The sequence below is a fragment of the Streptomyces sp. NPDC006450 genome (assembly GCF_040612195.1).
Taxonomy (GTDB): domain Bacteria; phylum Actinomycetota; class Actinomycetes; order Streptomycetales; family Streptomycetaceae; genus Streptomyces.
Genome location: NZ_JBEXPT010000039.1, coordinates 20,034 through 34,837 on the forward strand (window position 1 = coordinate 20,034; position 14,804 = coordinate 34,837).

General features: G+C 69.7%; 14 protein-coding genes. 10 read left to right on the plus strand and 4 right to left on the minus strand.

All coding sequences use genetic code 11. From position 1 onward, the window contains the following. Positions 1-51 precede the first annotated feature (51 nt). Positions 52-942: an aromatic prenyltransferase gene (locus ABZY57_RS14910; RefSeq protein WP_356511820.1), complete on the plus strand. Its 891-nt coding sequence runs from the start codon at positions 52-54 to the stop codon at positions 940-942. A gap of 100 nt (positions 943-1,042) precedes the next feature. Here ABZY57_RS14910 and ABZY57_RS14915 read toward each other — a convergent pair whose 3' ends face one another. The 3 genes from ABZY57_RS14915 to ABZY57_RS14925 all read right to left on the minus strand — a co-directional run bounded on the left by ABZY57_RS14915 (position 1,043) and on the right by ABZY57_RS14925 (position 4,913). After that, on the minus strand, positions 1,043-1,705 hold the full coding sequence (locus ABZY57_RS14915; protein WP_356511822.1) for a response regulator transcription factor: 663 nt from the start codon (positions 1,703-1,705) through the stop codon (positions 1,043-1,045). Continuing rightward, positions 1,702-2,832 carry a histidine kinase gene (locus ABZY57_RS14920; protein WP_356511824.1) on the minus strand — a complete coding sequence of 377 codons (1,131 nt, stop codon included), beginning with the start codon at positions 2,830-2,832 and terminating at the stop codon, positions 1,702-1,704. Before ABZY57_RS14920 ends, ABZY57_RS14915 begins: the two co-directional genes overlap by 4 nt. A gap of 122 nt (positions 2,833-2,954) precedes the next feature. Next, a complete protein-coding gene (locus ABZY57_RS14925; protein WP_356511826.1) occupies positions 2,955-4,913 on the minus strand; it encodes an anthranilate synthase family protein in 1,959 nt (652 codons plus the stop codon). Between the two features lie 244 nt (positions 4,914-5,157). Between ABZY57_RS14925 and ABZY57_RS14930 the strand changes: the two genes are divergently transcribed. The 9 genes from ABZY57_RS14930 to ABZY57_RS14970 all read left to right on the plus strand — a co-directional run bounded on the left by ABZY57_RS14930 (position 5,158) and on the right by ABZY57_RS14970 (position 13,960). Next, positions 5,158-6,429, plus strand: coding sequence for an aspartate kinase (locus tag ABZY57_RS14930; RefSeq protein ID WP_356511828.1), 1,272 nt, complete (start codon positions 5,158-5,160; stop codon positions 6,427-6,429). Between the two features lie 15 nt (positions 6,430-6,444). After that, the gene (locus ABZY57_RS14935; protein WP_356511830.1) at positions 6,445-7,269 is read left to right on the plus strand and encodes a 2-amino-3,7-dideoxy-D-threo-hept-6-ulosonate synthase; all 825 of its coding nucleotides are present in this window, start codon (positions 6,445-6,447) and stop codon (positions 7,267-7,269) included. 31 nt (positions 7,270-7,300) lie between these two features. Then, positions 7,301-8,404, plus strand: a complete 1,104-nt coding sequence (locus ABZY57_RS14940) for a 3-dehydroquinate synthase II (protein ID WP_356511832.1) — start codon at positions 7,301-7,303, stop codon at positions 8,402-8,404. Next, positions 8,401-9,201, plus strand: coding sequence for an amidohydrolase family protein (locus tag ABZY57_RS14945; RefSeq protein ID WP_356511834.1), 801 nt, complete (start codon positions 8,401-8,403; stop codon positions 9,199-9,201). The genes ABZY57_RS14940 and ABZY57_RS14945 overlap by 4 nt, the downstream gene beginning before the upstream one ends. Continuing rightward, complete coding sequence (locus ABZY57_RS14950) at positions 9,198-10,514, plus strand: AMP-binding protein (RefSeq protein WP_356511836.1); 1,317 nt, start codon at positions 9,198-9,200, stop codon at positions 10,512-10,514. The genes ABZY57_RS14945 and ABZY57_RS14950 overlap by 4 nt, the downstream gene beginning before the upstream one ends. Before the next feature lie 10 nt (positions 10,515-10,524). After that, the gene (locus tag ABZY57_RS14955) at positions 10,525-11,715 is read left to right on the plus strand and encodes an FAD-dependent monooxygenase (protein ID WP_356511838.1); all 1,191 of its coding nucleotides are present in this window, start codon (positions 10,525-10,527) and stop codon (positions 11,713-11,715) included. Then, positions 11,715-12,500, plus strand: a complete 786-nt coding sequence (locus ABZY57_RS14960; protein ID WP_356511840.1) for a 2,3-dihydro-2,3-dihydroxybenzoate dehydrogenase — start codon at positions 11,715-11,717, stop codon at positions 12,498-12,500. The genes ABZY57_RS14955 and ABZY57_RS14960 overlap by 1 nt, the downstream gene beginning before the upstream one ends. Before the next feature lie 28 nt (positions 12,501-12,528). Next, positions 12,529-13,167 carry an isochorismatase family protein gene (locus tag ABZY57_RS14965; protein ID WP_356511842.1) on the plus strand — a complete coding sequence of 213 codons (639 nt, stop codon included), beginning with the start codon at positions 12,529-12,531 and terminating at the stop codon, positions 13,165-13,167. A 91-nt stretch (positions 13,168-13,258) separates the two neighbouring features. Then, positions 13,259-13,960, plus strand: a complete 702-nt coding sequence (locus ABZY57_RS14970; protein WP_356511844.1) for an SDR family oxidoreductase — start codon at positions 13,259-13,261, stop codon at positions 13,958-13,960. Here the strand turns inward: ABZY57_RS14970 and ABZY57_RS14975 are convergent. After that, a complete protein-coding gene (locus ABZY57_RS14975) occupies positions 13,953-14,693 on the minus strand; it encodes a DUF6081 family protein (protein WP_356511846.1) in 741 nt (246 codons plus the stop codon). The genes ABZY57_RS14970 and ABZY57_RS14975 overlap by 8 nt on opposite strands. Between the last annotated feature and the right edge of the window lie 111 nt (positions 14,694-14,804).

Below are 14,804 nucleotides of genomic sequence, written 5' to 3' on the forward strand. Positions count from 1 at the left end.
ACGCGGTCACGCCATCAGCTTCTCGCCCGGCGGGAAACAATTGGAGGATGCATGTCCGGAACGTCCGCGTCGGCGGAACTCTATTCCACCCTTGAAGAGTCGGCTCGGCTGCTCGACGTAGCCTGCTCGCCCGACAAGGTCCTGCCCATCCTGACCACCTTCGAGGACGCGTTCACGCACGACTCGACCGTGGTCGCCTTCCGGGTGGCGACCGGCCGGCGCCACGTGGGGGAGCTCGACTGCCGCTTCACGACGTACCCGAAGAAGCGGGATCCGTACGCCCTCGCGCTGTCGAACGGCCTCACCCCCGAGACGGATCACCCGGTCGGCACCCTGCTCTCCGAGATGCAGGAACGGCTGCCCATCGACAGCTACGCCATCGACTTCGGGGTCATCGGCGGGTTCAAGAAGATCTACGCGTTCTTCACCCCGGACGACCTCCAGGACCTGTCGGAGTTCGTCGAGCTTCCCTCCGTTCCGGGCAGCCTCGCCGGGAACGGCGAGTTCTTCGCCCGGTACGGCCTGCAGGACAAGGTCGGCGTGATCGGGATCGACTACGAGAACAGAACACTGAACGTCTACTTCAACGACGTGCCCGCCGAGTGCTTCGCATCGGAGACGATCGCCTCGATCCTCCGCGAACTCGGATTCGCGGAGCCGAGCGAGGACATGCTCAAGCTCGGCCAGGAGGCGTTCGGCCTGTACGTCACGCTGAGCTGGGACACGTCGAAGATCGAGCGGATCTGCTTCGCCGTGACGACCACGGACCTGAAGACGCTTCCCGTTCCGATCGAGCCGGCCATCGACAAGTTCGTCAGCGGCGTTCCGTACGGCGGCACCGACCGCAAGTTCGTCTACGGCGTGGCGCTGGCACCCGAAGGCGAGTACTACAAGCTCGAGTCGCACTACAAGTGGGCGGCCGGGACGATGGACTTCATCTAGCGATCCGGCCGGGCCGGTGATCGGGATCATCCCGACGACCGGTCGAGCCCTCACCAACGTCAGCGGACCTGGAACCCCCGCCGGGTCCGCTGACCGTTTTTCAGCGGCTTCGGGGCGCCACCAGGCCGGACTCGTAGGCGAAGACCACGAGCTGGGCCCGGTCGCGGGCATGGAGCTTGATCATGGCCCGGTTGATGTGGGTCTTCGCGGTCAGCGGGCTGATCACCATGCGGTCGGCGATCTCGTCGTTGGACAGGCCCTGCGCGGCCAGTGCCACGGCCTCGCGTTCGCGGTTGGTCAGCTCCTCCAGCCCCCTGCCGACCTCCATCCCGAGCGGCTTGGCGACGTACTGGCTGATCAGCATTCTGGTGATCGACGGCGCGAGCAGGGCGTCACCGCGCGCGGCGACGCGCACGGAGTGGAGGAAGTCGTCGGGCTCGACGTCCTTGACGAGGAAGCCCGCGGCGCCGGCGCGCAGTGCGTTGAACACGTACTCGTCGAGGCCGTAGTTGGTCAGGATGACCACATGAACCCCGGACAGGGACGGATCCGCGGCGATCTGACGGGTCGTCTCGATACCGTCCATCACAGGCATCTGGATGTCGACCAGCGCGATATCGGGAAGGTGCAGCCGGGCGAGGGCCAGACCCTCCTTGCCGTGGCTGGCCTCGGCCACCACCTCGATGTCGTCCTCTGCGTCGAGAAGCGCGCGGAATCCGCTGCGGAGCAGCGGCTGGTCGTCGATCAGCAGGACACGAATCATGAGATGCGCGCCACCGGAAGTTCGGCCTGGACCGAGAATCCGCCACCGGAGCGGGGTTCTGCCCGCAGGCAGCCGCCCAGGGCGGCGACGCGTTCGTGCATCCCCGACAACCCGATACCCGGCACCGTGGCAGAGCCCATTTTGGCCGTCCCGTCGTCGTCGATCCGAATGGCGAGCGAGTCCGGAAGGTAGTCGATCCGGATCGACGCGGTGGCGGAGGCCGCGTGCCGCGCGACATTGGTGAGCGATTCCTGGACGATCCGGTACGCGGTCCGGTCGACGGCGTCCGACACGTCCGGACGCTGCCCCTCGATCGTCAGCGTGGTCGCCAGGCCGATCCCGTGGGCACGCTGGACCAGTTCGGGGACGTGATCGAGCCCGTACGAAGGGGACTTGGTGTCGTCCCGCAGCGTTTCCAGGGTGGCGCGCAACTCGCGGGTCGCCTCACGGCCCGCCACCTGGATCGCCAACAGGGACTCGGGGACCTCCTCGCCCCGCTTCCGCGCCAGGTGGACGGCGACTTCGGCCTGCACCTTGACGATCGAGATCTGGTGCGTGAGGGAATCGTGCAACTCCCGCGCGATGTGCAGCCGTTCCTGGGTCGCGCGGAGCCTCGCGGTCTCCTCGCGGGTGCGCTCGGCCTCGTCCGCCCGCTGCTCGGCCTGCCGCAGTGCCTCGCCCGCGGCGGCGGCAGCGACCAGCCAGGCCAGCTGGAGGACGCTGCGGGACTGCGCGAACGCCTCCGTCGAGGACGCGCCCGCGGGGGAGGCCATGACCGCGTAGGGGAGGCCGAGCAGCAGCGCCACGGACACCAGCGCGGTGGCGAGCCGGTGCCCCGACCGTACGGTGGCGTACACCGCGAACAGGTACGCGACGGCGGGCACTTCGAAGCCGGCCGCGTTGTAGCCCACCACGCACAGCGCGGTGACGACCAGGACGGGCACCGGAGTGCGGCGGCCGGCGGCCAGGGACAGGCCGCTCGTCACCACCAGCACGTAGCCGAGCAGGTCGAGGTTGGTGGTGAGGTGATCCTCGGACAGCGAGGTGAACAGCAGTACCGCTGCCACGCCGAGCGCGGTCACCCAGTCCCTGACCCGGGCCCAGATGAGGGACAGTCGTGTGCTCATAAGCGCACCCTAACCGGATCTTGGCCCCGCGCGAGTCCCTCTGATGGAGGAACGTGGACTACCGCCCGCGCAGTACCCGGGCGGCGTCCATCGGTGCAGGTGAGCGGAGCGCACGCGTCCGCCTACTGATGACCGGCTCCCACGGGTGCGCCAGGAACACGGACGTGTCCCGCCTCGTTCAGCAGGGAGCCGAGGAGCTCGCCGAGGATCTGCGGGCCGTGCTGGGTGAGCACGGATTCCAGGTGGAACTGCACGGACCGGAAACCCGCCCCGCGCAGGGCGTGCACCTCGCCGGTCCGGGGGTTGCGGCTGATCTCCACGGGCTTGTGATGCGCGGTGCCGGGAAGGAAATCGTGTTCGGCGCGCGCGGTGTAGGTGTTGTAGAAGCCCACGAGCTCGTCCCGGTCGAAGAGGTGCACCAGCTTCTGGACACCCTGGTTGGGCACCGTGCGCCGTACGAGTTCGAGGCCGAGCTCGGTGGCGAGTATCTGGTGACCCAGGCAGATGGACAGGAACGGGACACTGCCGGCGAGCAGGTCACGGGTGAGCGCGCGGAGCGTGCCGATGCGCGGGTCCGTCGCGTCCCGGGGATCGCCGGGACCGGGGCCGACGATGACGAGGTCGAACTCCTCCGGAGACAGCGGGCTGTCGAATCGCGTGAGCGTGGTCCGCAGGCCGAGGGCGCCCAACTGGTGGCCGAGCATCCCCATGAAGGTGTCCTCGTTGTCGACGATCAGCACGTGCCGACCGTCGAGCACAGGGTGTGGCGTGGTCTGCTGCGCCCCGTCGAGCCAGAACCGCGACAGCGTGCCGTTGCGGGACTCCAGTGCCCTGCGCACCCGGGGATCGGCGGCCGGTGACGCGTGCGCGCCCACCGGGGCGGGATCGCCGGCGCCGGCGGCCTGCGGGGTGAGGCCGAGGGCCTGGAGCACGCCCGCGGCCTTGGCCCGCGTCTCCGCCACTTCCGAACCGGGGGCGGAGTCGCGGACGAGAGTGGCCCCGACGCCCAGGCGCAGTCGGCCGTCATCGGCGATCTCGGCGGTCCGGATCATGATCGCCGAGTCGAGCGTACGACTGCCCGCGCCATCGCGGCCGATCAGCGCGAGGATGCCGCCGTAGTATCCACGGCCCGTCGTTTCGTGACGGCGGATGACCCGGAAGGCGTTTTCGAGCGGACTTCCGGTGACGGCCGGCGAGAGCAGGGTCTCCTTCAGCACATCGCGTACGTCGAGATCACTGTGACCGGTCAGGACGTATTCGGAGTGGGTCAGGCGCGCCATTTCCTTGAGGAAAGGACCGTGAACCCTGCCGCCCGAGGTGCACATCCGGGCCATCATTTTCAGTTCCTCATCGACGACCATATAGAGCTCGTTGGCTTCTTTGGGGTCGTTCAGGAACTCCAGGATCCCGGAAATGTCCGGGCCGGTCGAGGGGTGCCGGTACGTACCGCTGATGGGGTTCATCGAGACGGTTCCGTCGGCCATGCTGACGTGCCGTTCCGGCGAAGCGCCGATGAACGTGCCCGCCCCCGTGTGGAACAGGAATGTCCAGTAGGACCCGAGCTCGCCGGTCAGGAGCCGCCGGAAGATGGCGAGCTCCGTGCGCAGCGAGTAGTCGTCCAGCTTCGCGCCGAAGGACCGCCGGATGACGAAGTTGGATCCGGCGCCCTGCCCGATCTCGTCACGCAGCACCTTCGTGACGATCGCCGCGTAGTCCTCGTCGCTGATGTCGAAACCGGCCTCGGAAACGCCCACGTTCAGCTCGGGCAGGCCTGCCAGGGCCTGACTGCGGCTGAGTTCGGCGTGCTCGTGGACGCGCATGGCGAGCAGCGGCTCGTGATCGTCGAGGCAGGCGAAGCCGCGTTCGGTCACCTGCCGGTACGGAACCGCCACGAGAAGGTCGTGCTGCGCGCCGGCCGCCGGGTGGTCGGACAGGGGCAGTTCGGCGAGGCTGCGGGCCTCGCAGACCTCACCCGTCAGCACCTCCACGTGCGCGTTCCGAGTCGAGCCGGGCCGGTAGATCAGGGCGAAGGCGCGCCCGTCCTCGCCGAGGCCGGCAAGGACGTCCGGGGGGCCGGTCATGCTCGAATCCGTCCCATACATATCGCTCCCCTTTGCGTGAGATCAGATTACCCCTCTCGATATTGAGGATGCGAAAGGTGTTGCGCCATCACGTGAAGCCGCCATCACGTGTTTCAGGTATCGGCTCGCCACTATGGCGTGAATAACTGAACAAGGTCGCACTACTCGGGCGGGTAGTGGGCGGGGTGGCACATCGCGCTTAGTGTCGTGACATGCCAGTTCGACGAGAGCGGTGAAAACGACTGTGGACGTGCTGGTCCAAAAATATGGCGGTACCTCTTTGCAGACGCTTGACCGCGTTCGTCACGCCGCGCTCCGCATCGCGGAGGCACGCCGGGGCGGATCGTCCGTCGCCGTGGTCGTCTCCGCACGCGGCGGCAGAACCGATGAGCTCCTGCGGCTCGCGGCCGATATCGGCACGACGTCCCCCTCACGGGAACTGGATCAGCTGCTGGCCGTCGGCGAACAGGAGTCGGCGGCACTGATGGCCCTCACCCTGAACGGGCTGGGAGTGCCGGCGATCTCGTTGACCGGCCATCAGGCCGGGATCGAGACCACCGACCGGCACGGCGACGCGCTCATCTCGGGCATCGGGGCGGGACGCGTCCTGAAGGCCCTGGAAGGCGGCGAGGTCGCCGTGGTCACAGGATTCCAAGGGGCCGACCAGGCCGGGGACACGGTCACGCTCGGGCGTGGTGGCTCCGACACGAGCGCGGTGGCGCTGGCAGCGCGACTTCGCGCATCCGCCTGCGAGATCTACACCGACGTGGACGGCGTCTTCAGCGCCGATCCCCGCATCCTGCCCGCGGCGCGGTGCCTGCCGTGGGTCGACCCCGGCGTCATGGCGGAGATGGCTTTCGCGGGCGCCAAGGTCCTGCACACCCGTTGCATCGAACTGGCTGCCATGGAAGGAGTAGAAGTGCGCGTTCGGAACGCCTCGTCGCAGGCGCCCGGAACCATCGTCGCCGAACGGCAGGGCGACCGGGCGCTGGAAACCCGGCGGGTCGTCGTGGCCGTGACCCACGACATGGACGTCGCCCGCGTGCTGGTGCACTGCCGCGACAGCCGCCGGGACCTGGCTCCCGAGGTGTTCGAGGTACTGGCCGCCCAGGGGACGGTCGTGGACCTCGTGGCCAGGTCCGGTCCCCACGAAACCGAGTTCCGCATGGGATTCACGATCCGCCGCAGTCAGGCGGATTCCGTGCGGGCCGCCCTGCACGAGGTGACGGCCGCCTACGGCGGGGGCGTTCATTTCGACGAGAACGTCGGCAAGGTCTCCGTGGTCGGCATGGGCCTGCTCAGCCGCCCCGAGTACACGGCCCGCCTCATGGCGGCCCTGGCCGCGGCGGGGATTCCCACGAGTTGGATCTCCACGTCCCAGATGCGGCTGTCGGTGATCGTGCCGCGGGAACGCGCCGTCGATGCCGTCGAGGCCCTGCACCGTGAATTCCACCTCGACCGGGACCTGCCGACAGACGCCGCGTCAGCGACCTCCGGCCGTTCCGTCACCGTTTGAGAGGCAGGACACAGAGTGGTTGTACACAATGCTTCGTTCGCTCGAAGCCTCCGCTTGCGACGCCTGTTCCGGCATGGCGACGGGCGCCTGCTCGTCGTTCCGCTGGACCATTCCATCGCCGACGGACCCCTGCGGCCGGGCGACCTGAACTCCCTGGTCGGCGAATTCGTCGGCACGGGGGTCGACGCCGTGGTGCTGCACAAGGGCAGTCTCCGCCACGTCGATCCCGCCTGGTTCGGCGACATGTCGCTGATCCTGCATCTGAACGCGAGCACGCGGCACGCTCCGGATCCCGACGCCAAGTACCTCGTCGCCCATGTCGAGGAGGCACTGCGCATGGGCGCCGACGCGGTCAGCGTCCACGTCAACATGGGGTCCCGTCAGGAGGCCCGGCAGATCTCCGATCTGGCGGCCGTGGCGGAGGAGTGCGACCGCTGGAACGTCCCGCTGCTCGCCATGGTGTACGCCCGCGGACCCCAGATCAGCGACTCGCGCGCGCCGGAACTGGTGGCGCACGCCGCCACGCTGGCCGCCGACCTCGGCGCGGACATCGTCAAGACCGACTACGCGGGCACCCCCGAGCAGATGGCGGACGTGGTACGGGCCTGCCCGATCCCGGTCATCGTCGCCGGCGGCCCGCGCTCCGCGGAATCCGAAGCCGTGCGGGCCTACGTGTCCGACGTGCTGCGGGGCGGTGCGGCCGGAGTGGCCATGGGACGCAACGTCTTCCAGGCCGACCGGCCCGGCTGGATGGCCGCCTCGATCGCACGGCTGGTGCATGAACTGCCGCGTGTCCCGGACCGGGACGCGGTGAACGACCGCCTTGCCCTCATGTCTTGAGATTTTCTTACCCCCTTCTGAGGAGAAACCTGTGAAGCTGTGCTGGCTGGACATCCGTAACGTCAACGGAGCCAAGGAAGCCATCGTCGAAGAAGCCGTCCACCAGCGGGTGGACGCCATCGTGGCGGCCGATCAGGCCGACCTGGAGCTGCTTCCCCCCACGGTGAAGAAGGTCCTTTTCCCCCAGCACCAGCCGCTGCCGGAGAAGCTGGACGCCGTCGACCTGGTCATAGTCGACCCGGCCCGCCACGGCGAGCCCACCGAGCTGGCGCAGCAGTACCCCGGTGTGGAGTTCGGCCGGTACGTGGAGATCAAGGACGCCGACAGCCTCGAGGACGCCTGCCGCGCGGCGCGGCTCGACAAGTGGAGCCTGCTGTACTTCAGGGACCCCACCAAGATCCCGCTGGAGATCGTGCTGGCCGCCGCGGCCGGCTCCGACGGCAGCATCATCACGCAGGTGGCCGACGTCGAGGAGGGCGAGATCGTCTTCGGTGTCCTCGAACACGGCTCCGACGGCGTGATGCTCGCCCCCCGCGTTCCGGGAGATGCCACGGAGCTGAAGGCTGCCGCGGTCAGCAAGGCGGCGGACCTGCCGCTGGTGGAGCTGGAGATCACCGGGATCCGGCGCGCGGGGATGGGTGAGCGCGCCTGCGTGGACACCTGCACGAACTTCGGGTTCGACGAGGGCATTCTCGTCGGCTCGCACTCCACGGGCATGATCCTCTCCTGCAGCGAGACCCACCCGCTCCCGTACATGCCCACGCGGCCGTTCCGGGTCAACGCCGGCGCCCTGCACTCGTACACGCTGTCCGCCAACGGGCGTACGAACTACCTCAGCGAGCTCGTCTCCGGCGGCCGGGTGCTCGCCGTCGACTCCAAGGGGAAGTCGCGCGTCGTCACCGTGGGCCGGGTCAAGATCGAGACGCGTCCGCTGCTCGCGATCGACGCGGTCTCGGCCTCCGGCGTGACGGTCAACCTCATCGTCCAGGACGACTGGCACGTGCGGGTGCTCGGTCCCGGCGGCACGGTGCTGAACGTCACGGAGCTGACGCCGGGTACGAAGGTGCTCGGCTACCTGCCGGTCGAGAAGCGCCACGTCGGCTACCCGATCGACGAGTTCTGCATCGAGAAGTGAGCGACGGCCCCACCGGGGAACGGGCGGTGGCCGCGCCGACCGCACCGCCCGTCCTGGATTTCCACGTACGGCTGGCTCCCCGGCCGGGCGCCCGTGAGCGGCTCCTGTCGACGCTGGACGACTGCGGGCTGGACCGTGCCGTGGTGTGCGCGGGCGGCACGATCGACCTGGACCGCCTGTCCCGCCAGCTCATTCAAGGCGGGTACGTCGAGACCGACGCCGACAACGACGCGGTGCTGGAGGCCTGTGCGGGCACGGGCGGGCGGCTGGTGCCGTTCTTCTTCGCCAACCCGCACCGCTCGTCAGGGCACTACCGGGAGAGGGCCGCGGAGTTCCGCGGCCTGGAGATCTCGCCGGCCGTGCACGGCGTCGGCCTGACCGACCCCAGGGTCGCCGAACTCGTCGGCATCGCCGCCGAGTTCGGGCACCCGGTGTACGTGGTGTGCCTGGACCGCCGCGGGGCGGGCGTGGCCGACCTCGTCGACCTCGCCCGCCTGTTCCCGGAGGTGAACTTCGTACTCGGGCACAGCGGCATCGGCAACATCGACTTCTACGCGCTCACCCTGATCCAGGACGACCCCAACATCCTGCTGGAGACCTCCGGCGGCTACACCTGCGTGGCCGAGGCGGCCCTGAGCCGCCTCGGCGCCGGGCGGGTGCTGTTCGGATCCGAGTACCCGCTCCAGCACCCGACCGTGGAGCTGGCCAAGTTCCAGGCGCTGCGCATACCGCCCGACCAGTGGCGCCAGGTCGCCTGGGACAACGCGCACCGACTACTGGGAGAGGAAAAGTGGTGAATCGACCAAGCTCGAACCTGCCTCGGATAGGCGACTGGAGCGGGCCGGAGGAACTGCGGCAGCTCCAGGAGAAGCAACTGCCGCAGACCGTCTCCTGGGCGGCCCGCTCACCGTTCTACCGCGAGCGGCTGAAACCGGACGCCCTGCCCGCGACCGTCGAGGACCTGGCCGACCTGCCGCTCACCACGAAGCAGGACCTGCGGGACAACTACCCCTTCGGGATGCTCGCCGTCCCGAAGGCGCGGCTGGCCACCTATCACGAGTCGAGCGGGACCGCGGGCAAGCCCACGCCCTCGTACTACACGGAGGAGGACTGGGCCGACCTGGCGGAGCGCTTCGCCCGGAAGTGGATCGGCATGTCCGCCGAGGACGTCTTCCTGGTGCGCACGCCCTACGCGCTGCTGCTGACGGGGCACCTCGCGCACGCCGCCGGCCGACTGCACGGGGCCACCGTGGTGCCCGGGGACAACCGGTCGCTGGCCATGCCGTACGCCCGGGTTGAGCGGGTCATGCACGACCTCGGCGTCACGCTGACCTGGTCGGTGCCGACCGAATGCCTCATCTGGGCCGCCGCGGCGACTGCGGCCGGGCACCGGCCCGGCGCCGACTTCCCCGCGCTGCGCGCGCTGTTCGTCGGAGGCGAGCCGCTCACCCCCGCGCGCCGCAGCCGGATCAGCCGGCTGTGGGGGGTGCCGGTGATCGAGGAGTACGGCTCCACGGAGACCGGCAGCCTCGCGGGGGAGTGCCCGAACGGGCGGCTGCACCTGTGGGCCGACCGGGCGCTGTTCGAGGTCTACGACCCGCGGACCGGCACCGTCCGGGCGGACGGCGAGGGCCAGCTCGTGGTCACGCCGCTGTTCCGCGAGGCGATGCCCCTCCTGCGCTACAACCTCGAGGACAACGTGTCGGTCTCCTACGACGACTGCGCGTGCGGGTGGAACCTGCCCACGGTCAAGGTGCTCGGCAGATCGGCGTTCGGCTACCGGGTCGGCTCCGAGACCATCACCCAGTACGGCTTGGAGGAGCTCGTCTTCACCCTCCCGGACTCGTACGGGGTGCTGTTCTGGCGCGCGAGGGCGGAGCCGGAGGTCCTGCGCATCGAGATCGAGGTGGCCGAGGAGCACCGGGCGGCCGCCGAAGCGGAACTGGCGGCTTCGGTGCGCGCCGCGTTCGGTGTCGAGAGCGAGGTCGTCGGGCTCGCCCCGGGGACCCTGATCCCGCACGACGCGCTGACCAGCATGCCCGACGTGGTCAAGCCCCGCAGCCTGTTCGGGCCCGACGAGGACTGGGGCAAAGCGCTCCTCTACTACTGATGGGTTCGATATGTCGCACTTGAGGGTGGTCGTGGCCGGTGCCGGAATCGCCGGCCTCGCCCTCGCCGCAGCCCTGCGCCGTGCCGGAATCGACTGCCACCTCTACGAGCAGGCGGAACGCCTGGCCGAGGTGGGGGCAGGGGTCCAACTGGCGCCCAACGCCACACGGTTGCTGCGCCGGCTCGGCCTGCGTGATCGGCTGCGCGACCTGGCCGTCACCCCGCAGGCGATCGAGATGCGGCGCTGGGACAACGGCGCACTGCTGCAGCGCACTGCACTGGGGGACCCGTGCCAACGGCGCTTCGGGGCCCCCTACTACACCGTGCACCGTGCCGACCTGCACAGCGCCCTGCTCTCGCTCCTGCCCCCGGACCGGGTGCACCTCGGTGCCCGTTGCGTGTCCGTGACGCAGCTCGCCGACGAGGCGCGGCTGCACCTGTCCGACGGTACGACGGTCACGGCGGACCTGATCGTGGGAGCCGACGGCATCCACTCGATCGCGCGGGAGCAGATCGTGGCCGATCGGCCACGGTACTCGGGGCAGACGATCTACCGCGGCCTGGTATCGGCGGACGAGGTGGCGCACCTGCTCACCGAGTCCCGTGTGCAGTTGTGGTTCGGGCCGGACCAGCACGTCGTGTGCTATCCGGTGTCGTCCGGCCGGCAGGTGAGCTTCGGCGCGACCGTCCCCGCCCCGGACTGGCGCGAGGAGTCCTGGACGGCCCGGGGCGACGTCGCCGAGCTCGCGGCCGCGTACGAGGGATGGCACCCGGATGTCACCCGGCTCATCGGCGCCGCGCAGACGGTCAGCCGATGGGCGCTGCACGATCGCGAGGGCATCGAGCGGCTCAGCTCCGGCCGCGTGACCGTCATCGGCGACGCCGCGCACCCGATGCTGCCCTTCCAGGCGCAGGGTGCGAACCAGGCGATCGAGGACGCGGTCGTGCTCGCGGCCTGCCTGGCCGGTGCGGGCCCCGACCGGCTGAGCGCGGCCCTGCGGCGCTACGAACGGATCCGCCTGCCCCGCACCACCCGCATCCAGCGCCAGTCCCGTGAGAACGCGAAGACCTTCCACTTGGAGGACGGCGGTGCGCAGCAGCACCGCGACACCGCCGCGCAGACCGCGTCGGGTCTCGACCGACACGAATGGCTGTTCGGGTACGACGCCGAGCAAGCCGTCACGAGCAGCAGGAGTCCCTGATGGAACTGACCGGAATCGCCTCGACGGTCGCCCTGGTCACCGGAGCGGCCCAGGGCATCGGAGCCGCCGTGGCGGCCACGTTGGCGGCCGCGGGCGCGCACGTCGCCGCGGTGGACCGCAACCTCGAGGCGCTCGGAACCGTCGTGGAGAAACTCGGGGCCGAGGGCGGCTCGGCCCGCGCCTATCGCGTCGACGTGTGCGACAGCGAGGCCGTGGACGCGCTCGTACGGAGCGTCGAGGAAGAGCTGGGACCCATCGGGATCCTCGTCAACGCGGCCGGCGTCCTGCACACCGCCAGGGTGGTCGACCTGTCGGACCGGCAGTGGCAGGAGACCTTCGCCGTCAACGCGGACGGAGTGTTCAACGTCTCCCGTGCCGTGGCCCGGCGGATGGTCCACGGCCGCCGCGGCACGATCGTGACCGTGGCGTCCAACGCCGCCGGCGTGCCCCGCACCGAGATGGCCGCGTACGCCGCCTCGAAGGCGGCGTCCGCCCAGTTCACCCGGTGTCTGGGGCTGGAGCTCTCCGACTACGGCATCCGGTGCAACGTCGTCTCGCCCGGCTCGACCGACACGCCCATGCTCCGCTCAATGCTCGGTGGGGACGGCGATCCGAGACCGGTGATCGAGGGCTCCCCGGCCGCGTACCGCGTCGGCATTCCGCTGGGCAAGCTGGCCCGGCCTCAGGACGTGGCCGAGGCGGTCGCGTACCTCGTATCCGACCAAGCAGGTCACATCACGATGCAGGACCTGTACGTGGACGGCGGCGCCGCCCTGCATGCGTGAAGTCAACGTACGAAACAGAAGGTGAATCATGGCCATGTCCCCGATCGCGCCGTACCGCATGCCCGGCGACGGCGATCTGCCGAGCGCCGCGCTGCCCTGGCGCCCGCACCCGGACCGGGCCGTCGTGCTGGTGCACGACATGCAGCGGTACTTCCTGCGCCCGTTCCCGGCAGGACAATCCCCAATGACCGAGCTGGTCGCCAACGTCTCGGGCCTGCTCGCAACGGCGCGCCGGGCCGGGGTGCCGGTGATGTACACGGCCCAGCCGGGCGGCATGAGCCGCCAGGACCGCGGACTGCTGCACGACCTTTGGGGCCCCGGCATGGGCGTCGAGGAGACAGACCGCGGCATCGCCGACGATGTCGCACCGGAGCCGGACGACGCGGTGCTGACCAAGTGGCGCTACAGCGCGTTCTACCGGAGTGATCTGGAGGAGCGCATGCGGCGACTGGGAAGGGACCAGCTCATCGTCTGCGGCGTCTACGCGCACATGGGCTGCCTCATGACCGCCACCGACGCGTTCAGCCGCGACATCCAGCCGTTCCTCGTGGCGGACGCACTGGCCGACCTGTCGCTCGACGACCATCTCATGGCCCTCCGCTACGCCGCGGACCGCTGCGCGGTGCCGCTGTCCACACAGGACGTGCTGGCCGAACTGAGCCAGTAGCCGGCCGCGCCACCCACGCGCAACCATCCCCTGTTCACGTGATTCGCTCCGTGCGGTCGCCGCACGGAGCGAAACGAAAGGAATCACCCCCATGTCCGATCGCACCCAGGTAGTCGTCATCGGTGGAACGTCGGGAATCGGGCGGCACTTCGCCCAGTCCTGCGCCGACCAGGGGCACGACGTGGTCATCACCGGCCGCACGGAGGACCGGACCAAGGCCATAGCCCACGAGATCGGCGGGCGGACCCGCGGGATCGCGCTGGACCTGGCCGACACGGAAGGGATCGTGGCCGCGCTGGCCGACGTGGAACGCGTCGACTGGCTCGTGCTCTCGGCGCTCGACCGGGACTTCAACACGGTGCGCGAGTACCGCCCCGCCGATGCCGCGCGCCTGCTGACGGTGAAGCTCATCGGCTACACCGAGGTCCTGCACGCCCTCGCCGCGAAGCTGACCGACGAGAGCGCGGCCGTCCTGCTCGGCGGTCTCGCCAGCCACCGGCCCTACCCCGGCTCCACGACCGTGACGACCGCCAACGGCGGGATCAGTGCGCTGGTCAGGACGCTGGCCGTGGAACTCTCGCCGGTCCGGGTCAACGCCCTCCACCCGAGCATCGTGGCCGACACGCCGTTCTGGAGCGACAAGCCCGGTGCACGGGAGGCCGCCGAGACGCGTGCGCTGAGCAAGCGGCCGGTGACGATGCAGGACTGCACCGAGGCGATCACGTTCCTGCTCCGGAACCGCTCGATCAACGGCGTCAACCTGAACATCGACGGCGGAGACGTGCTCATCTGACGCTCGTCCTGATCCGCCAGGGCCCCCACCATCCGGTCGCACCCTGCCCGCGCTCCCGCTCCGCGCGGGTGTAGCGGGTGAGGTCGCGGGCGGAGAACAGGCCCATGCCCGCGCTGAAGGCGGCCACCGGTACCGGAAGCCGCGCCCAGTACGCGAGCCGGCCGTCGACGTACCACTGTGCCTCCTGGGTCTCGGCCCGGTAGGTGACGGCGTAGCGATGCCCGCGCCCGGGCTCCGTCGGTACGTCCAGGACGACCCGGTGCATGTAGTGGTCGTCAGGCCCGGTCACGCCCGGGAGCACCAGGCGCTCGACGACCGCGTACACGGTGTCGTTGGTCGCGGCGACGTTGAGTACGACACCGGTGTCCAGGTCGAACAGGTTCACCGTGCCGAAGGCGTCGACCGGGTCGTAGGGGATCTGGCCGCGGGTCCGCACCCCCATGTCGACCTCGAAGGCCAGCTGTCCCGCCGCCGGTACGGGAAAGCGCCGCACTGACTGGTACATCTGCTTGGCGTTGTTCTGCCTCGGGTCCGCATCGTGGAAACGGGTGAACGGGTCGACGGTCAACTCCAGTCGCCCGTCGCCGGTTCGCACGCGTGCGTTGCGATCCCGGTAGGGGTGCGCTTGCCCGTCGGCGCCCTTGGTTGCCATGACGATCCAGCGAGCGGGATCGAGTTCGCCGCTCGTGAAGTCGTCGTACGTCCACGCGTCTGATTCCGGTACTGACGTCATCCGGCCACCATCGACCCCGCCGCCGTCGCGAGACATCACCCGTTCGCGCGGTTCGGCAGGGGCGTCACGCCATCTCTTCACGGCACGCCGGAGTTCCCGTGAATGGGCGAT